At 60.9% G+C, this 18987-nt stretch carries 18 protein-coding genes; 10 read left to right on the forward strand and 8 right to left on the reverse strand.

Translation table 11 applies throughout. The annotated features are described in order from the left end of the window. Positions 1-120: 120 nt before the first annotated feature. Positions 121-1620 carry an FAD-dependent oxidoreductase gene (locus OIU37_RS01950; protein ID WP_264255208.1) on the reverse strand — a complete coding sequence of 500 codons (1500 nt, stop codon included), beginning with the start codon at positions 1618-1620 and terminating at the stop codon, positions 121-123. A 44-nt stretch (positions 1621-1664) separates the two neighbouring features. Between OIU37_RS01950 and OIU37_RS01955 the strand changes: the two genes are divergently transcribed. Both OIU37_RS01955 and OIU37_RS01960 read left to right on the forward strand, forming a co-directional pair. Beyond that, entirely contained in the window at positions 1665-2189 is a 525-nt protein-coding gene (locus OIU37_RS01955) for a MarR family winged helix-turn-helix transcriptional regulator (protein ID WP_180695194.1), read from the forward strand. Positions 2190-2300: 111 nt separating this feature from the next. Continuing rightward, the gene (locus OIU37_RS01960; protein ID WP_180695193.1) at positions 2301-2777 is read left to right on the forward strand and encodes a DUF2938 domain-containing protein; all 477 of its coding nucleotides are present in this window, start codon (positions 2301-2303) and stop codon (positions 2775-2777) included. A 404-nt stretch (positions 2778-3181) separates the two neighbouring features. Here OIU37_RS01960 and OIU37_RS01965 read toward each other — a convergent pair whose 3' ends face one another. From OIU37_RS01965 to OIU37_RS01975, 3 genes are read right to left on the reverse strand one after another with little or no spacing between them, the layout of a single operon-like run. Then, positions 3182-3823: a ThuA domain-containing protein gene (locus tag OIU37_RS01965; protein WP_003539493.1), complete on the reverse strand. Its 642-nt coding sequence runs from the start codon at positions 3821-3823 to the stop codon at positions 3182-3184. Between the two features lie 18 nt (positions 3824-3841). Then, positions 3842-4942 (reverse strand): Gfo/Idh/MocA family protein, encoded by a 1101-nt coding sequence (locus tag OIU37_RS01970; RefSeq protein ID WP_180695192.1) that lies wholly within the window; start codon positions 4940-4942, stop codon positions 3842-3844. A 34-nt stretch (positions 4943-4976) separates the two neighbouring features. Continuing rightward, positions 4977-6176 carry an ROK family transcriptional regulator gene (locus OIU37_RS01975; RefSeq protein WP_003539497.1) on the reverse strand — a complete coding sequence of 400 codons (1200 nt, stop codon included), beginning with the start codon at positions 6174-6176 and terminating at the stop codon, positions 4977-4979. 203 nt (positions 6177-6379) lie between these two features. Between OIU37_RS01975 and OIU37_RS01980 the strand changes: the two genes are divergently transcribed. From OIU37_RS01980 to OIU37_RS02005, 6 genes are all read left to right on the forward strand, one after another. Continuing rightward, positions 6380-7684: an ABC transporter substrate-binding protein gene (locus OIU37_RS01980; protein ID WP_171602394.1), complete on the forward strand. Its 1305-nt coding sequence runs from the start codon at positions 6380-6382 to the stop codon at positions 7682-7684. 84 nt (positions 7685-7768) lie between these two features. Then, positions 7769-8707 carry a carbohydrate ABC transporter permease gene (locus tag OIU37_RS01985; protein ID WP_003559249.1) on the forward strand — a complete coding sequence of 313 codons (939 nt, stop codon included), beginning with the start codon at positions 7769-7771 and terminating at the stop codon, positions 8705-8707. Next, positions 8700-9548: a carbohydrate ABC transporter permease gene (locus OIU37_RS01990; RefSeq protein ID WP_131644008.1), complete on the forward strand. Its 849-nt coding sequence runs from the start codon at positions 8700-8702 to the stop codon at positions 9546-9548. The genes OIU37_RS01985 and OIU37_RS01990 overlap by 8 nt, the downstream gene beginning before the upstream one ends. Positions 9549-9570: 22 nt before the next feature. Beyond that, on the forward strand, positions 9571-10644 hold the full coding sequence (locus OIU37_RS01995) for an ABC transporter ATP-binding protein (RefSeq protein WP_264255234.1): 1074 nt from the start codon (positions 9571-9573) through the stop codon (positions 10642-10644). Positions 10645-10837: 193 nt separating this feature from the next. Continuing rightward, positions 10838-11605, forward strand: coding sequence for a S9 family peptidase (locus OIU37_RS02000; protein WP_264255236.1), 768 nt, complete (start codon positions 10838-10840; stop codon positions 11603-11605). An 85-nt stretch (positions 11606-11690) separates the two neighbouring features. Continuing rightward, the gene (locus OIU37_RS02005) at positions 11691-12191 is read left to right on the forward strand and encodes a GFA family protein (protein WP_180695186.1); all 501 of its coding nucleotides are present in this window, start codon (positions 11691-11693) and stop codon (positions 12189-12191) included. A gap of 205 nt (positions 12192-12396) precedes the next feature. Here OIU37_RS02005 and OIU37_RS02010 read toward each other — a convergent pair whose 3' ends face one another. Beyond that, positions 12397-13167 carry an alpha/beta fold hydrolase gene (locus OIU37_RS02010; protein WP_264255238.1) on the reverse strand — a complete coding sequence of 257 codons (771 nt, stop codon included), beginning with the start codon at positions 13165-13167 and terminating at the stop codon, positions 12397-12399. A 168-nt stretch (positions 13168-13335) separates the two neighbouring features. Here OIU37_RS02010 and OIU37_RS02015 point away from each other — a divergent pair, with 168 nt between their 5' ends. Beyond that, a complete protein-coding gene (locus tag OIU37_RS02015) occupies positions 13336-14334 on the forward strand; it encodes an AraC family transcriptional regulator (RefSeq protein WP_264255240.1) in 999 nt (332 codons plus the stop codon). Positions 14335-14549: 215 nt separating this feature from the next. On the opposite strand, the gene kdgD is transcribed toward OIU37_RS02015, so the two are convergent. From kdgD to OIU37_RS02030, 3 genes are all read right to left on the reverse strand, one after another. After that, positions 14550-15476 carry a 5-dehydro-4-deoxyglucarate dehydratase gene (gene kdgD, locus OIU37_RS02020; RefSeq protein WP_264255241.1) on the reverse strand — a complete coding sequence of 309 codons (927 nt, stop codon included), beginning with the start codon at positions 15474-15476 and terminating at the stop codon, positions 14550-14552. 32 nt (positions 15477-15508) lie between these two features. Then, positions 15509-16483, reverse strand: a complete 975-nt coding sequence (locus tag OIU37_RS02025) for a mannonate dehydratase (RefSeq protein WP_264255243.1) — start codon at positions 16481-16483, stop codon at positions 15509-15511. A gap of 65 nt (positions 16484-16548) precedes the next feature. Beyond that, entirely contained in the window at positions 16549-17259 is a 711-nt protein-coding gene (locus OIU37_RS02030) for a FadR/GntR family transcriptional regulator (RefSeq protein WP_029873220.1), read from the reverse strand. 131 nt (positions 17260-17390) lie between these two features. Here OIU37_RS02030 and OIU37_RS02035 point away from each other — a divergent pair, with 131 nt between their 5' ends. Beyond that, positions 17391-18986 carry an ABC transporter substrate-binding protein gene (locus OIU37_RS02035; RefSeq protein WP_264255246.1) on the forward strand — a complete coding sequence of 532 codons (1596 nt, stop codon included), beginning with the start codon at positions 17391-17393 and terminating at the stop codon, positions 18984-18986. The last annotated feature ends 1 nt before the right edge of the window (position 18987 follow it).

Here is an 18987-nt window from a genome sequence, read left to right on the forward strand (position 1 = left end):
GAAACCCGCGTCGACGCACGTTTCCGGCGTGCCACGCAATCGCGGTGGTTTTTCTGAAACCGGCTCCAGCAGCGCGCCTGTTTTCAGACGCGCCGAGGCGGTGACGCTTTCAGTTGCCGCTTATGCAGCAAGGCCGACATTTGCGAGATAGGCTTCCAGAGCCCAGGCGTGAGCGGACGCAATGATAGCGCCGACATAGCCGTCCGGACGCACGAGCACCCAGTCGCCCGATGTCAGACCGTAGGCATCATGGAAATGCCCGCCTTCATCGATGATATCTCCGCGCTCGCCGATCCTGTGAATATGCAGGCCCGGGCGCGGCGGCACGGCGGCTTGCTCGGCCTCGTAGCCCAGCAGCGTCCAGTGCGGCCCCCTGAACAGTTCGAACAGGCGCGTCGGCTGGCCAGCGACACCTTTGAGCGGCGCATCGGGCGCACGGTCGCCCGCAAGCAGGCCGGCGGCGCTCCGCTCCGGCTTTTCCAGCGCGAAGGAGGAGGAGGGATAGCCGATATCGAGTTGATGCACATCGCGGCCACGCCGCATATCGCCTCGCTTCATGGCGTCGAGAAGATGGGTCGCCAGGCCGAGCACGGCGGCAGCGACCGGGCGGCGCTCTTCCTCATAGCTGTCGAGCAGCGCGTCGGGAGCACCGGCAGTGACCGCAGCCAGTTTCCATCCGAGATTATAGGCGTCCTGAACGCTGGTATTCAGACCCTGTCCGCCGGTCGGCGGATGCGTATGGGCGGCATCGCCGACCAGGAACACGCGGCCGAGCCGATAGCGATCGGCAAGCCGGGCGTTCATATGGAAGGCTGACGCCCAGGAGACCGATTGGATCTCGATGTCGTCGCGGCCGGTGCGTTCCTTCACCAGGGCAGTCAAGCCTGCCGCGGAGAGGTCGGCCTCGCCTTCGAGCGGGATGGGTGCCTGGATCTGGAACAGATCCGTTCCCGCGAGCGGGCAAATGGCGATCTGCCGCTGCATGTCGCCATCGCCGAAGCGATGCCATACGTCTCGGTCCAATCCCTTGAGAATGACATCGGCGACCATGGCGCGCACGCCGAGCGTCTTGCCGGGAAAGCCGATATCCAGTGCGTGGCGCACGAAGCTGCGGCCGCCATCAGCGCCGACGAGCCAGCGCACGCGGATGGCCTCTTCACCGGATGTGCCCTTAAGCCGCGCAGTCACGCCCGTCTCATCCTGTTCGAAGCCGATGAGTCCGCATCCGAATTCTGGGCGATGCCCAAGCTCGAGCAGGCGCTCGCGCATCACGCCCTCGGTCAGGAACTGCGGCACCATCAGCGGAAGATGATAGGGCTCGGCCGGCGTCGGCTCCCCACCCACCACGGCGTCGGATTCGCTGACGCTACCGTCGTCACGATATTCCCGCTGCCGGGGATAGACGCCGCCGAGCGCGACGATCCGGTCGAGAATGCCGAGATCCTCGAAGACCTCCTGGCTCCGCGGCTGAATACCCTTGCCGCGGGAACCGCGGAACGGGTCGTTCAATTTTTCGATCAGGCGGAAGGATACGCCCCGCCGCGCCAGCTCGATTGCCAGCGTCAGGCCGGCCGCACCGGCGCCTGATATCAGCACGTCGACTGTGGAATTCTCTGTCATTGATCTCTCCATATGTGTATTATGCACATAATAGGAGAATCGGCATGGCGTCAACAAAGAATGTGCAAAATACACATATAAGCGGAAAACTGCGCGAACTGCATGGGGCTTTGATCGAGATCGTCAGCGTCATGAACCGCCCGCAGCGCGACGAGCAGATGGTCCGCGAGGCGGGCATTTCGCTCGATCGCGCCCTGTTTCCGCTGCTCGTCACGATAGAACGGCTCGGTCCCATCGGCGTGGTCGAACTCGCCGACCGTGCCGGCCGCGACTACACCACCGTCAGCCGTCAGGTCGCCAAGCTCGAGAGCCTCGATCTGGTGGAGCGCCGCGGCAATGCCGCCGACCGCCGCGTGCGCGAGGCGGTCATCAGCCCGAAGGGCAAGGCAATGACCGATCGCATCGATGTCGCCCGCGAGCGGATGGGCCGGGCCATTTTCGAGAGCTGGGATGAACACGACTTCAATGAACTCGTGCGCCTCATGCGGAAGTTTGCCGAGGATATTAGTGGCGATATCGGCAATGGCGCGGGTGAGACGCAGGGCGAGGACAGACCGCAGGCAGATTAGCCTCTGTTACACTCCGGAATGTGCCTTTTGAATCCACCGGAGCCATTGCGCCGGCGCGTCTGCGATGATCTTGTAGCGTCCTGCAATCGCAACGTTTTCCGGTGATTCTCAATGTTCGATATTCTGTGGCGCGGCCTGGTGATCGGCGCCGGCGCAACCATTCTCATGGACCTCTGGGCGATCTTGCTCACCCAGTTCGGCCAGGCGGCCCCCAACTGGGCGCCTGTGGGACGCTGGTTCTGGCACCTTGGCCGCGGCAAGGTCTTTCACGAGAGCATTGCCGACGCCGAGCCCTATGCCCATGAACTGGCGCTCGGCTGGATCAGCCACTACGCCGTCGGCATCCTCTATGGGGTGATCTTCGCCATCATCATGGGCTCGGTCTGGCTGGCGGCCCCGACATTTCTTCCCGCCTGGATCTTCGGCATCGTCACCGTCGGGGCGGGGTGGTTCCTGCTGCAGCCGGGCCTCGGCATCGGCTGGGCCGCCTCCAAACATCCGACCCCGAACAAGGTCCGGTGCTTCAATCTGCTGGCTCATACGGTTTTCGCGCTGGGGCTCTACGGGACGGCATTGATCATCCGCTGAGCCCGGGGGCGTTTCGTCCGCCCCAGGGCGAGGGGACATGCCGCAACGTCTCGATTCCCTCTTCTCCCCAGCGGGGAGAAGGTGCCCGTAGGGCGGATGAGGGGGCCGGCGAAGCCGGTCGTGTCGTCTCGACCGAGGTCAGGGCGCTGGATCTTGGCGTTGCCGTCGGTGTGGCGGGATAGGTGGATTATGTGCGAGGTGTTCCGTGTGGCCCCCTCATCCGCCTGCCGGCACCTTCTCCCCGAGGGGAGAAGAGATTATGCCGCGACCTCTCCGTCCCTCGCCACATCTCGCAAGGCACGTCCTTCGCCGCGTTTACAGGGTCTGGAGGGTCGAGACGAGTGGCTCGACCCCGATAAGGTTAGATGAGAGGCAGCCATCCGCACGAACCGGACGGCCTCACCTTACCGCGCAGCCCAGTTGGCGCCGCGGCGGAAGATGGTCTTCATCTGGGGAACGTCGAATTCCTTAGCCTGATGGCCGAGCGAGGAATAGAAGACGCGGCCCTTGCCGTATTTTCGCTTCCAGACGACAGGCATGACGACGCCGTCGATCCAGTAGGCGTGTTCGCCGGTGAACTTGGTCGTCGCCAAAACCTCGTTCGAGGGGTCGACATGCATGTAATATTGCTCTGACGTGTAGGGAAAATCGGCGATCCCTTCCATGAGCGGATCGTCAGGGCGGGTGATGTTGACGGTATAGTCGATGATGTTGCCGGGGTGGGCCACCCACTGGCCGCCGATGATGAACTGGTAATCGACGGAATCGCGGAAGGCATCGCCCGCGCCGCCATGATAGCCGGCGATACCGACGCCGCTTTCGATTGCGGTGGCGAGGTTCTTGACCTCTTCCTTCTCGATCTTCGACATCGTCATGATCGGCACGACGAGGCTCAGATCATGGACGGAAGGGTCGGCAAGCGCCTCGGTGCCGTGTTCGAGATAGACCTTGAAACCGTCCTCCTCGAGCATGGTCTTGATGATTTCGGCGCACTCCTGCGGCTCATGCCCGCTCCAGCCGCCCCAAACGATCAGTGCTTCACGCATAGTCTTTCCTCCTGAAACTTATTTCGCCAGCCGTCCGTCGACGATGGAATCGGACAGCGGGGCAGGGCGCTCCGTTGCCGTGGTGATCGCGACCGTCCGGCCGGTCGCGGCAGCGGTGTGGAACGCTTCCATGACTTCGAGCACATGCAGCGCCAGATCGCCGTTGGCGCGGTGCGGCCGGTTGGAGCGGATCGCATGCGCCATGTCGGCGACGCCGAGCGAGCGATAATTGCCGTCGGCATAGGCTGCCGCCACCGGCTGGTCCTCGAACGGACCGCCCTTCTTCAGATATTCCACAGGGCCGCCGAACTTGTTCGGATCGGGAACGATCAGCGTGCCCTCGGTTCCGTAGACTTCCAACGGCACATGCTTGTGGCCGGCGACATCGAAGCTCATGGCGATCTGGACGACGGCGCCGTTGGCAAAGGCCATCATGCCGGTGACATGGGTCGGCACATGCACGGGAATGCGCTCGCCATTGCGCGGTTCGCTGGTGATCAGCCGTTCTGATCGCGGCGTCGTCGCAAAGCCCGCAACTTGAGAAACCGGTCCGAGAAGATTGACGAGATCGGTGATGTAATAGGGACCCATATCGAGCATCGGCCCGCCGCCGACTTCGTAATAGAAGGCCGGGTTCGGATGCCAGCGCTCATGGCCCGGGCACATGAAGGTCGCCGAGCCGCCGACCGGCTGGCCGATGACGCCCTGGTCGATCAAGGCACGCGCCGTCTGGTGGCCGCCGCCGAGGAAGGTGTCGGGGGCGGCGCCGATGCGCAAATTCTTCGCCTTGGCGGCTTCCGCCAATTTTTTCCCTTCCGCGAAATTAATCCCGAGCGGCTTTTCCGAATAGGTGTGCTTGCCGGCATCGAGCGCCTGCAGCGCCACGGCAACATGGGCCTTCGGGATCGTCAGATTGACGATGATCTCGACCTTGGGGTCGGCGAAAAGCTCCTCAACCGTCTTGACGGGAACGTTGAATTCCGCAGCCTTTGCTTCCGCCAGCTCCCGGTTGAGATCGGCGACGCCGCGGATGTCGAGAATGGGAAAGGATGCCATCGCCGTGAGATAGGCGCCCGAAATATTGCCGCATCCGATGATGCCGATACCGACCTTGTCCATGAATTCCTCCATTGAGTCTTGATTGGGACGCCCGTCAGAGCGCCGGCCCTGTCGTGCTCCAGGGCGATTCGTAGAGTTCGTAGAGCGCCACCGCCGCCGCACCCTGCGCCCAGAAATCGTCGGTCGAATCGTCGAAGACGAGTTCGCTCACCCCACGCAGCGATGGCGGAATGGCGAGCGCATAGGCATCGCGCAGGCTGTTGAGAAAGGGTTCGCCGAGCGCCAGGCTCGATCCGACCAGAATGACCCGCGGCGGCGCAAACAGCGTGACGATGTTGGCAATGGTCAAACCCACCGCTTCGCCGGCGCGGATCGCAGCACTGATCAGCCGGTCGTCATCGGCCTTGATCAGCGCCTGGGCATGGTTCATGCCGCGGCCGAGACGGATCGCTTCGGCAAAACGCCCGTCGGCCTGCTGTTCGCCGAGGATGGCGCTTTCGCCGGCCTGGCTGAAAAGCCGGACGACGCCGTTCGGTCCCATGCCGAGCACCAGGTCGCCGAGATTGTGGCTCAGGCCGCCGGCGCCGCGAAACAGGCTGTTGCCGTGCAGGACGCCGAGACCCAGCGTTTGCTCCAGCGAAATCAGCACCATATCTTCGAGATCGCGGGCCTTTCCAAACCAGTGATGGCCAAGCGTGATGGCGTGGGCGTCGCTTTCGACAATGGTCGGCGTTGCCAGCCGCGTCGACATTTCGGCGGCGAAATCGACATTGGTGTCGCGAAAGATCGGGCTGCTGCGGATATATCCGGTGCGATGCTCGATGACGCCGGGAAAGCCGAGGCAGACGCTGTCGACATCCTCCAGCGAAAGCCCGGCATCGACGACGCAGCGCCTGACGCCATCCTCGACCAGATCGGCGATGACGCCGATCGGCTGCCGGTCGATGCGGATCGGCAAGGCGAGCTTCGACAGCACGTCGCCGCGGAAATTGGTGACGACGAAGACCATCCTGTTGGCGGCGATCTTTGCGCCGACCACGCGGGCGGCATCGGGATTGAGCTCCAGCATCACGCGCGGCCGTCCGCGCACGGCCTCATTGCGGATATCGCCTTCGTGACGCGGCAAGATGAGGCCGTCGTCGAGCAATGAGGCGGTGATGGCCGAAACGGTCGTGGTGGAGAGTTCGGTACGCTCGCTGATCTCTATCCGCGAGATCGGACCATGGCGCCTGATGGTATCGAGCACGTTCAAGCGATTGATCGCGCGCATTAATTCGGGATCTGCGGTCTTCATTGGAACTAGCCAGGCGAGCGTTTCGTTGGGGCGGAACCCAAATATTTTTAACGGGTTACGAAATAAATAGCAGGGAATTCAGCGGCCCTGTCAAGCGCATTTGATAAAAATAGAGGCATTGGGTTGACAATATGCCAAAGCTCCGTTGAATTAATCCGCATAGGGGAAAAATTGTGAGGACAGGACCCCTGGGAGGAAAAATCATGACTTTTAGGTTCAAGAGCACCGCTCTTAGCGGCAGGCGTATCGCATCCATGGCCGCGGCTGCCGGCATGTTGCTGGCCGGAGCAGGTGCCGCTTCGGCGGCGACGGTGGTCAAATGGCTGCATCTCGAGCTCGACCCGAAATATGTCGCGGCCTGGGAAGACATCGTCAAGAAATACGAAGCCCAGCATCCCGACGTTGATATCCAGATGCAGTTTCTCGAAAACGAGGCCTTCAAGGCCAAGCTTCCGACATTGCTGCAATCCGACGACGTGCCGGATTTCTTTTTCAGCTGGGGCGGCGGCGTCTTGAAGCAGCAGTCCGAGACCGGCGCCCTTCAGGATGTGACACCGGCGCTGGATGCCGATGGCGGCAAACTGCGCAACGCCTATAGCCCGGCTTCGGTCAGCGGCCTGACCTTCGAGGGCAAGACCTGGGCTATTCCCTATAAGGTCGGTCTGGTCAGCTTTTTCTACAACAAGGAACTCTTTGCCAAGGCCGGCGTGAAGGCCGAGGACATCAAGAACTGGGCTGATTTTCTCGCCACGGTGAAGAAGATCAAGGACGCCGGCATCGTTCCTATCGCCGGCGGCGGCGGCGAGAAATGGCCGATCCACTTCTACTGGAGCTATCTCGTCATGCGCGAAGGCGGCCAGAAGGTCTTCGAAGCGGCAAAGACCGGCCAGGGCGAAGGTTTCCTCGATCCCGCGATCATCAAGGCCGGCGACGATCTCGCCGAACTCGGAAAGCTCGAGCCGTTCCAGCCCGGCTATCTCGGCTCGACCTGGCCGCAGGCGCTCGGCGTTTTCGGTGACGGCAAGGCTGCGATTATCCTCGGCTTTGAAAATACCGAGGCCAACCAGCGCAAGAATGCCGGTGACGGCAAGGGTCTCGCACCCGAAAATATCGGCCGTTTCGCCTTCCCGGCGGTCGATGGCGGCGCCGGCAAGCCGACCGATACGCTTGGCGGTCTGAACGGCTGGGCGGTCACCAAGAAGGCATCCAAGGAAGCGATCGATTTCCTCGCCTTCCTGACGAATGCGGAGAACGAGCGGGCGATGGCCAAGGCCGGCATGCTTCTGCCCGTTGCCGTCGGCGCCGGCGACGGCGTCACCAACCCGCTGCTTGCCGAATCGGCAAAACAGCTGGCCGGCTCGACCTGGCATCAGAATTATTTCGACCAGGATCTTGGTGCGGCGGTTGGCCGTGTCGTCAACGATGTGTCGGTGGAAATCGTCTCCGGTCAGATGAATTCCAAGGACGGCGCCCAGATGATCCAGGACGCTTTCGAGCTGGAACAATAACCAGCACCTGCAGACCCATCCTGGCGCTCCAGTGAAGAGCTGGAGCGCCAGCATTGCTGCCGACGAGATGCGAAAGCAGGACCCATGGCCAATATTTCAGTCCCATCGATAACTACGGCCGCAAGGCCGGCAAAAAGAGCCGCAAACAGCAAGAGCTCGGTCGCCCATGACCGGCTGGCAGTGCTGCTGATCTTCCTGCCGCCGGCGCTGCTGCTTTTCACGCTCTTCGTCATCATGCCGATGGGCGAGGCGGCCTGGTACAGCCTCTACAAGTGGAACGGCTACGGCACGCCGACCGAGTTCATCGCGCTGCGCAATTTCCAGGTTCTGTTTCGAAATGCGGCCTTCACCCAGGCGCTGGTCAATAACGGCCTGATCATCGTGATCTCGATCTGCATCCAGGTGCCGCTCGCCATCTGGCTGGCGACCATGTTGGCGCACCGCATTCCGGGTGTCGTCGGCTACCGCCTGATCTTCTTCCTGCCCTATGTGCTGGCGGACGTTGCCGCGGGTCTTATCTGGCGCTTCGTCTATGATGGCGACTATGGCCTGTTTGCCGCTGTTTCCAATTTCTTCGGATTCGCCAACCCTTACGTGCTCGCCGACAAGGACGTGGCGATCTATGCCGTGCTTGGGGTGATCGTCTGGAAATATTTCGGCTTCCACATGATGCTGTTCATCGCCGGCCTGCAATCCGTCGACAAGAGCGTGCTGGAGGCTGCCGAAATCGACGGCGCCACCGGCTGGCAGAAGTTCCGCTACGTCACGCTGCCGCTGCTCGGCTCGACCTTGCGTCTTTCCATCTTCTTTGCCGTCGTCGGCTCGCTGCAGCTCTTCGACATGATCATGCCGCTGACGGGCGGCGGGCCGTCCAACTCCACCCAGACGATGGTCACCTTCCTCTACACCTACGGCGTCATGCGCATGCAGGTCGGCCTCGGCAGCGCCGTCGGCGTCGTGCTCTTCATCATCTGCGTGACGCTGGCCTTCGGTTACAAAAGGATATTCATGCGCCATGACTGATATGAGCTCTTCCATCCGCATGAGCACGTCCACGCGCGTCTATCTCTACGTGTCGCTGAGCCTGATTGCCGCAATCGTGCTTGTGCCGCTGCTGACGACGGCGCTCGGCGGCTTCAAGACGCTGGGCGACCTGCGCACCAATCCCTTCGGCCTGCCGACAGAGTGGCAATGGACGAACTACACCGACATTCTTTTCGGTGAACGCTACTGGCTGCAGATCGGCAATTCGCTGGTGATCGCGTCGCTCACCGTCCTCCTGACGCTGATCGTATCGTCGATGGCGGCTTTCGCCTTCGCCCATGTCCGCTTCTTCGGATCGTCTTTCCTGCTCAATTATTTCCTGCTCGGCTTGATGTTTCCGGCGGCGACCGCGATCCTGCCGCTGTTTATCCGCATCCGCGATCTCGGCCTGCTCGATACCTATTGGGGCGTGGTGCTGCCGCAGGTGGCCTTCGGCCTTGGCATGAGCATCCTGCTGTTTCGAAACTACTTCCGCAATCTTCCGGAAGAATTGTTTCAGGCGGCCTTTGTCGATGGCTGCGGCTATCTCCGCTTCTTCTGGCATATCTCGCTGCCGCTTTCCCGCCCGATCGTCGCCACTGTCAGCATCATCTCCTTCGTCGGCAGCTGGAACAGCTACATCCTGCCGCTGATCATGCTGAACTCGGAATCGAAATATCCCTGGCCGCTCGGCATCATGGTCTATCGCGGCGAGTACGGTACGGAGTGGCAGCTGGTGCTGGCCTTCATCACGCTGACAATCCTTCCCACCATCATCGTCTTTTTCGTCGCCCAGAGACACATCATCGCCGGTCTGACCGCCGGTGCCGTGAAGTCCTGAGCCGAACCGTTGGAGTACCATCATGGCATCCGTTGAACTCACCGATATCAGCAAGACCTATGGCGCCGTCGACGTCATCCATGGCATTTCGCTTCATATCGAGGATGGGGAATTCGTCGCCCTCGTCGGCCCGTCCGGTTGCGGAAAATCGACGCTGCTGCGAATGATCGCCGGCCTCGAGGAGATCACCGACGGCGAGATCGCCATCGGCGGCAAAGTCGTCAATGCCATGACGCCGCGCGAACGCAACATCGCCATGGTGTTTCAATCCTATGCGCTCTATCCCCACATGACCGTTGCTGAGAACATGGGCTTCAATCTGAAGCTTGCCGGCGTTGCCAAACCCCAGATCGAGGCCCGCGTTGCCGAAGCCGCCCGTATGCTGGATCTCGCCAACCTCCTCGACCGCAAGCCGGCCCAGCTTTCCGGCGGCCAGCGCCAGCGCGTCGCCATGGGCCGCGCCGTGGTGCGCAATCCCGCCGTCTTCCTGTTCGACGAGCCACTGTCCAACCTCGATGCCAAGCTGCGCGTGCAGATGCGCTCGGAAATCAAGACGCTGCACCAGAAGGTCAGGACGACCTCGATCTATGTCACCCATGACCAGATCGAAGCGATGACGCTGGCCGACCGCATCGTCGTTCTCAATCAGGGCAGGGTGGAACAGCAGGGCACGCCGCTCGAACTTTACAGGAAGCCCGCCAATCTCTTCGTTGCCGCCTTCATCGGGTCGCCGACAATGAACATGCTCGAAGGCACGGTCGACGGTGAAAATGGTGGGCCTGCTGCTCGTCTCAGCGACGGCACGGCGATCCGAATAGCGCCCGACCGCAAGGTCAAGGCCGGCCAGGCCGTCACCATCGGCCTGCGCCCTGAACATCTCATTCCCGGTGTTGCCGCCGGCACGCCGCTCGCCGGCCGGACGATGCTGGTGGAACCGACCGGCGCCCAGACCCATGTCGTCTTCGATCTCGCCGGACAGCAGGTAACCGCCATCGTCGACGGCGAATACCCCGCCCGTTACGGCGCCGTGTTCGAGGCAAGCATCACCAGCGATCAGGTCCACGTCTTCGACCGCGGTACTGGTGTGGCGTTGTAGGCACAAGAACCGCTGGGGCATGCGAATCCTCGGTCTAGGAGATCGCCGAAACCAGCCAAGGGCGGATAGCCAGCACCTACTTGCTCAAAAGACCGAAACAGACGGATGAGCGGTTTCTCAACGATATCCCCCGCCACCGGACGTTGCCAATGCCACAAGTTGCACTATTGTCTGTCCGGCACGCGAAAAACTGATGGTGGTTATGCCGGTAGTAACTCGATATCTCATTGACCGGGGTGACGGAGCCACGGTCGAGCTTTTTCAAGCTCAAGCCGCAAGCGAAACGCCCGCAGGAGCAATCCTATTCGTCCACGGCAATCAGGGTGGCCGTCTGCTTGGAGGGATAGAGGCGGTCGACAGCGGCGCGTTGCTTCGGTTTTGTTCTGGTCTGAATATCACTGCTGCGGCAGTCTCGCAGCCCGGTTTCGGGGCGTCAGATGGCCCTCCAGATTTCTGCGGTCCCAAAACCCAGCAAGCGATCATAGCTGCTCTCGCTTTCTTGCGGGGCCAGCCTTCCGTCGATCCTGACCGAATTGTTCTCTATGGAAACAGTCGTGGTGCCGTTGCATCGGCCATGGTCGCCACCCAGATTTCTGATCTGCGAGCAGTCATTCTATCCAGCGGCGTCTACGATCTTGAAGTCGCTTATCACGAGAGTTCAGACGGTTTGCGGTGGGCTATCGAGAAAGAGGCGGGTCTATCGAGAGAGGCCTTTCTGGCTCGCTCTGCATTGCATTATGCGCCCGAAGTTCGGTCTGAGACGCTGTTGCTGCATGGAAAGCATGACGACCGTGCTCCTGTTGCCCAAGCCGAACTCTTCTCAAAAGCTCTGTCCAATGCCGGAGTCCTGGCGACGCTTCACGTCTTTGAGTGTGGACATCAAATTCCCAGGAACCACATGCAGGGAGTTCTCAGGCCCTTCCTGCAAAGGGTGTTCAATCCCGTCGTAACGTACCATTAAGGCAGCATGACAGCTTCGGGCTGCGGGAAAGTGGCGAACCCAAAAGAGATTAAGCCCAAACCCGCCTCTTGAAGGAGGAGAAAAAATGAAACGCATCGAGATGGAGGTGAGCGGCGGCTGCCAGTGCGGTGCCGTGCGCTACCACGCGACCGCTATGCATGACAATTCGCATCTCTGCCATTGCCGCATGTGCCAGAAGGCCTCGGGCAACATCTTTGCCGCGCTCGTCGCCGCGCCCGATGATGCGCTCAGCTGGACACGCGGCAAGCCGAGCGTCTGGAAGAGCTCGGAGCTTGTCGAGCGCGGCTTCTGCGCCAATTGCGGCACCCCATTGTTCTTCCACCACCTCGAAAACGGTCGCACCAACCTGATGATCGGTTCGCTCGACGATCCGCATGCCTTCTCGCCGCTTGCCAATACCTGCACCGAGAACATGGTGGGATGGTTCGATACGATCACGGGCATAGAAAATACCGGTGCGACCGAAAGCAACGGCGCCGACTGGGCCACGGCGATCAAGGAGAGCAACAACCAGCACCCCGATCAGGACACCACCTCATGGGTGGTGAGGGGGCGTGTTGGCTGAGTGCTAATCCGGCGGTTACCAGTGCGGCGCAGTCCGAGGCCATGGCATGTGGGCAGTGGCCGGGGCTTTGCTCGAGCTATTCGCCGCGGCCGGAGACGCGTTAAGACGGCCAGTCAGCGCTGCGAGTGCGACCCTGCGACTGGAATCGTTGCACATCGATGCTACCGACCACCGCTAGGCGGGCGATAGCATCCATTGACGAGGGCTACTTTGCTCCTGCGGCCGCTTCTATGACCGCAGCCACTTCCTTGGCGTGCGAGGCCAGCGAGGCGTGGCTACCCTCGACCGTCGTCACCTTGGCCTTCATCCGTTCGGCAAAGAAAGCCTGTGCGTGGGGATCAAGGACGAGGTCCTTGGAGCTCAGGACGTACCAGCTTGGCTTGTCGTGCCATGCCGCGACCTCAGCAGGCGCATCGAAGGCAGTGTGGTTGATCGGCATCTGGTGCGCTGCCAGATGTTCACCGATCTTCTTGGGCAGGTCGCCCGCCACTGCACTGGGGAATACTGCAGGATCGATGCTCAAGTAACCCTTTGCGTCGGGCCGAATGGCCGCCGCTCCGAGGGTTGCCGGACCGTTGGCTGCCAATGCTGTGATGGTTTCACCTTTCTCGGGGGCAAAGGCCGAGACATAGACGAGTGATGCCACCTTGGCGTTGTCGCCCGCCTCGCCGATCACCACGCCACCCCAGGAATGGCCCACCAGGACAACCGGGCCATTTTGCGCATCCAGCACCGCATTGGTGGCAGCGACGTCGTCAGCAAGCGAGGTCAACGGGTTCTTCACCGCAGTCACCTTGTAGCCCTTGGCGGTCAGGATTGCAGCGACGCCGTCCCAACTGGTTTCGTCGACGAAGGCGCCGTGGACAAGAACGATATTCTTAATTGTTTGATCCGGGAGAGCCGGCTGGGCCCATGCAGGTGCGGCACCAAGCATGGCGGTCGTCAGCATTAGGGCGGACATAAGAAGGGATTTCATTTGGAGAGCTCCTATAGGGCGCATCAGCGCGATTGCTTAATTCGGATAATCTGCAATGCTGTCACCTACACGACGGCAGGAAGACCGGGATGGCCTTGCCTTCGCGGAAACACTTGAACTGCCAGATAATTCCTCTTTGAAGACAAAACCAAACTAGGGCTTACCGAGATGGATCACCATGACCCGAGCCCCGCAATGCATGCTCCATCGTCCAAAAATGCGATTATGCTCGCCTCTCGGGTGGATCTGCTCTCCCAGATTTTGGCCATGGTCAGCCTGCATGGCGAAATCGTCTTTACAGTCGAGCTCAGCCAACCATGGGCGCTACGCTTTCATCCAGGAGCGGCTTATTTCTTCATCGTGCTCGAAGGGGGCCTGACGGTTGTGAACGATCAGGGCCAGGCCTTGCAGGTGGCAACTGGCGATCTAATCATGCTGCCGCGAGGCCTTGGGCACGGCTTGAGCGATGGCGAGTGTGCATCTGAGGCTGACTTGGCAGCCCTGATGGCGGCGCAGGTTACCGCCGAAAAACTCAATGTCTCCCACGGCGGAGGCGGCCAACAGACCAAGCTTATCGCCGGAGCCTTTCGGTTCGAAAGCGCTTCCGTGCCCTGGCTCGTATCGGCACTGCCGTCGGTCATTCACATTCCAAAAGCCAGCGGCGAGACCGCCGGATGGGCCGAGGGCCTTGGCTACTTCATGATGAAGGAAGCCCAGGAGGTGTATCCCGGCGCGTCCATCATGATTTCACGGCTGATCGACGTGCTGGTGATTAGTATCCTGCGCAGCTGGGTGCGGATCGAGCGGGGCGGCAATGTCGGCTGGCTTGGAGCGCTCGGGGATGCGCGCATCAGCCGCGCGCTCAAGGCCATCCACGACGAACCTTATCGGCGCTGGACCGTGCTCGATCTGGCTCGGGTGGCGGGCCTGTCCCGGTCCGGCTTCGCGGCGCGATTTACAGCATTGGTGAAAGAAGCGCCACTTTCCTACCACAGCCGCTGGCGGCTGACGCTCGCCTTGGGCTTGATGCGCCAGCCTGATGCCAAGGTTGGGTCGGTCGCCAGGCAAGTGGGCTATGATTCCGAAGCAGCCTTCAGCCGAGCCTTCAAGGCACAGTTTGGTTTTGCGCCCATGAATGCCAAATCGACAACTATTCAGGATCGATGATGGTGTAGATCCGGCGCAATGCATACCAGATTGTAACGCGCGAATGTCCGACGTGGGGTCGAATGCCGATTGGCAGCTTTCTGCTGAACTCGCCCCGATAACAGACGCGCCACTTCCGGCCCCGTAGCGGTCGTCTATCCAAGCCGAGCCGATGTCCGTTGTTGGTGCGAAACGGACAGCCGCCGGGCCACCCGGCGGCCTACTGCCGCGATATATTATTCCGCCGCGATCCGTGTCACGCCGTTGGCCTGGACGATCTTTTCCAGCAGCGCGAGCTCTTCCGGGGTAAGATCCGTCAAAGGCGGGCGCACGGGGCCGGGATTCTGCCCGAGGGCGCGAAGGCCGGCCTTGATGATCGAGACGGCGTATCCCTTCTTGCGGTTGCGCAAGGCGACGAAGGGGAAGAAGAAGCTCTTCAGGATCTCATCGACAGTCGCCTGATCGCCGGTGCGCAAAGCGCCGTAAAAGCGCTGGGCAAGCGCGGGTACGAAGTTGAAAACGGCCGATGAATAGGTCGTCACGCCTGCCGCGAAATAGGCCTGGGCGTAAACCTCGTGGGTCGGCATGCCGCCGACATAGACGAGACGGTCGCCAAGCAGCGTGGTGATCTCGATCACCTTGTCGACATCGCCGACGCCGTCCTTGAAGCCGATCAGGTTCGGGCATTCTTCCGCCAGGCGCGCGATGCTGTCGGCGGTCAGGATGGCGTTGTCGCGGTTATAGACGATGACGCCGATGCCGACCGATTGGCAGACTGCCTTGACGTGGGCGATAAGACCCGCCTGTTCCGCAAACATCAGATAGGGCGGTAACAGCAGCAGTCCGTCCGCGCCGGCCTTCTCGGCCGCGACGGCGATCTCGATGGCGAGCGATGTGCCGTAGCCGGTTCCCGAAATGATCGGCGTCTTGCCGGCCGATGCCTTGGCGGCCCGGACAACCTGCGGAATCTCGGCCGGATTAAGCGAGAAGAACTCCCCGGTGCCGCCGGCGGCAAACAGCGCAGCGGCGTCGTAACCGGAAAGCCACTCGACATGACGGCGGTATTTGGCTTCGTCGAATTTGAGTTGATCGTCGAAATGGGTCACCGGAAACGACAGGAGACCACTGCCGACGGCCTTCTTCAATTCAATCGGGTTCATCATGAAGTCCTATGTCTTAGGTGTTGAAAACCGGATTACTCGCTGTCGAGCACTTGCAGAAGTGCTGCGATATAGCCGTAACAAAAGGCAAATGCGGTGGCGGTCGGATCCTTACCGCTGACCGTCGGTACGTGGTCGGGCATCAGCATGTATTTGAAGCCCACTTCCTTGTAGATCCTGGCCGAGCGGACCATGTCCATGTCGCCTTCTTCAGGGAAGGTCTCCATGAAGGACAGCTTGCCGCCGCGAATGTTGCGGAAGTGAACATTGAAGATCTTGCCGCGCTGGCCGAACCAGCGGATGACAGCGTCGATTTCCTTGCCGGGATTTTCCAGCATCTCGCCGATCGAGCCCTGGCAGAAATTGAGGCCGTGATAGGGGTTTTCGCGCATCAGCACGAACTTCTTCAGGCCTTCCACCGTACCCAGCACACGCGTGACGCCGCGATAGCCCGGCGGCGTATAGGGATCGTGCGGATGGCAGGCGAGCCGGACGCGGTTGCTTGCAGCGACAGGAACGACGCGCTCCAGGAAATAGTCGATCCGTTCCCAGTTTTCGTCCTCGGAAAGCACGCCGGCAAGGCCGGGCTCGGCCTGCTGATCCGTCTTGTCCCAGCGGAAGCTGGCATTCAGCGACCCGCCGCGTCCTGGCTCATCCGGCGTGCGGGGAATGCCGATCAGGTTGAGATTGTACTTCACCGCAGGAATGCCGGCGGCGGCGACATTCTCGATCAGCTTGCAGACGGCGTCGATCTGTCTGTCGCGCTCGGGGCCGGCAAGCAGGATATCGGGATAGGAAGCCTTCTCGATCGGCTGCGAGGGCAGGGGCAACTGGATCATGTCGAGGATGAGGCCGAAGCTTTCGACCTTGTCGCGATGACGTTCGAGATCGGAGAGCGTCCAGCTGCTCGGCTTTCCCGGCGGATCGGCGTTGATATGCTTCACACCCAGTTGCGCGAAGATACGATAATCGTCGTCATCTCGCGCTGCGACCTGTGTTCCCAGATACATTTGAGTCTCTTTCGAAATTACATAATGTCATATGACATAATATGAATTTTGAAGAGTGTCGAGCCCTATTGCTGCTCGGCGAGCATGCGGTAGCGGCGTTGGCTGGCCAGCATATGGGCGCGCATTGCCTGGCGGGCGCGTTCGGGATCCTGATCGGCGATTGCCGCGAGGATTTCGACATGTTCGGCATAAACCTTCTGAAGATAGCTGCGATCATTGGCTTCCGGCAGTGTCGGAAACTGGCCGCGGGGGATGGCTCTGGGGCCGAAATGGCGCAGGACATCGACATAGAATCGGTTGTTCGTGGCGGCGGCAATCGCCATGTGGAAGGCGTAATCCGCTTCCACGGTTTGCTGTCCGGTTTCGATCAGGTGCGCCATTCTGCGGTTGGCTTCGCGAATCGCCGCCTCTTGCTCGGCTGTGCGGCGATAGGCGGCGATTGCCGCCGCTTCACCCTCGGCCGCCATACGAAACTCCAGCAATTCCAGGGTTTCCGGAATGCTTTTGATTTCCACCGGCGTCAGCGATAGGACCGAATGCGCCTTCGGATCCGCGACAAAAACGCCTTTGCCCTGGATCGGCTTGACGAAGCCTGCCGACCTCAGATCGGCAATGGCCTCGCGCACCACGGTGCGGCTGACGCCGAATGTGGCTTCAAGCTGCGGCTCGGTCGGCAGTTGATCGCCGACGCGCAGCTTCCCCGTCTCGATTTGTGCCCGCAGCTGATCGATGACCTGTTGCGCCAGTCTTTGCCGGCCACCGCCGAGTGTTGTCATTGTCCGCTCCCCAATCCCTTGCATCAAGTCTCCCGCTCGGGTCTTGCAAATCATATCAGACTTCGATAAATCATAATACGACATACGGGCGACATAATATGTCTTTTATAGTAGTCTAGGGAGGACTGACAATGAAGCATTTTTCTAAGGGCTTGTTCGTCGGCGCCGTCATCGGCGCCCTGACGATCGCTGCACCGCTCTCGCAGGCCGCCACACCGCAGGACCAACTGGTGGTCGGCACATCGCTGGCGCAGGTTCTGTCGCTGGATCCGCAGCAGGCGACCGAAGGCAAGGCGGTCGAGATCATGTCGAATCTGTATGATCGGCTGGTCGCCAGCACGGCTGATGGCAAGATCCTTCCGCAGCTGGCGGAAAGCTGGAAGGTTGACGACAAGGGCATCACCTTTACGCTGCGCAAGGCCAATTTCGCCTCCGGCAACCCGGTCACCTCAAAGGATGTCGTCTATTCGCTGGCGCGGCTCCTGAAGATGGACCAGGCCGCCGCCGCCAACCTCAAGCGCGTCGGTTACGACAAGGACAATGTCGAAAAGCTCGTCAAGGCCGTCGACGACCAGACGGTGCGGATCGATCTCTCCGACCAGGTGACGGCAGAGCTTCTGCTCTACCGGCTGACGACGACCACCACCAGCGTGGTCGACAGCGTCGAGGTCGAGAGCCACGCCGTCGACAACGACTACGGCAACGCCTGGATGCGAACCCATTCGGCTGGCTCCGGTCCGTTCACCCTCAATCGCTGGTCTCCGAACGAACTGGTGATCCTCGATGCCAACAAGGATTATATGGCCGGTGCGCCGAAAATGCGCCGCGTCATCGTCCGGCATGTGCCTGAAAGCCAGGTCGAGCGGCTGATGCTCGAACGCGGCGATATCGATATTGCCAGCGCGCTGACCGCATCGGATCTCGCGACGTTCCAGGACAAGAAGGGCTTTGCCATCCAGCGTATTCCGACGGGCGGTTTCTACGTGCTGTCGATGAATGCCGGCAACAAATACCTCGCCAACCCGAAGGTCCGCGAAGCCATTGCCTACGGCATCGACTACAAGGGCATCGAAAAGACGATCATGGGTCCTTACGGCCGGGCCAGAAACGTTCCCGTTCCGGAGAATTTCGAATATGCCATCCCGAATCCCGATTGGCATCTCGACGTCGAAAAGTCCAAGCAGCTGCTGAGCGAGGCAGGTTTCAAGGACGGCTTCTCGCTGTCGCTGAAGACCATCGCGCAAACGCCGCGCATCGATCTGGCCACCGCCATCCAGGCATCGCTTGCTCAGGTCGGCATCAAGGTTGACATCCAGCAGGGCAACGGCTCGGAAATCATCGCCGCCCATCGTGCCAGGGATTTCGATCTGCTGATCCCGCAGACCAGCGCCTATATGCCGAACGTCCTCGGCTCGATGGAGCAGTTCTCCTCCAATCCCGACAACTCGAAGGAAGCCAACAATGCTGGCAACTTCGTATGGCGCTCGGCCTGGGACATCCCGGAACTCACGGCCCTGACGGCCAAAGCATCGATGGAGCCGGACGCCAAGAAGCGTGGCGAACTCTATGTTCAGATGCAGAAGATGTTCGTCGAACAGAAGCCTGCGGTGCTTCCGCTCTTCGAGCGCTTTGAGCCGATCGTCCTGTCCGGCAAGGTTCAGGGATATGTCGGGCATCCGTCTCAGCTGACGCGTCTCGAGAACGTGACGAAGGTCGAAACCCAGTAAT

The organism is Rhizobium sp. BT-226, assembly GCF_025847085.2.
Taxonomy (GTDB): Bacteria; Pseudomonadota; Alphaproteobacteria; order Rhizobiales; family Rhizobiaceae; genus Rhizobium; species Rhizobium sophorae.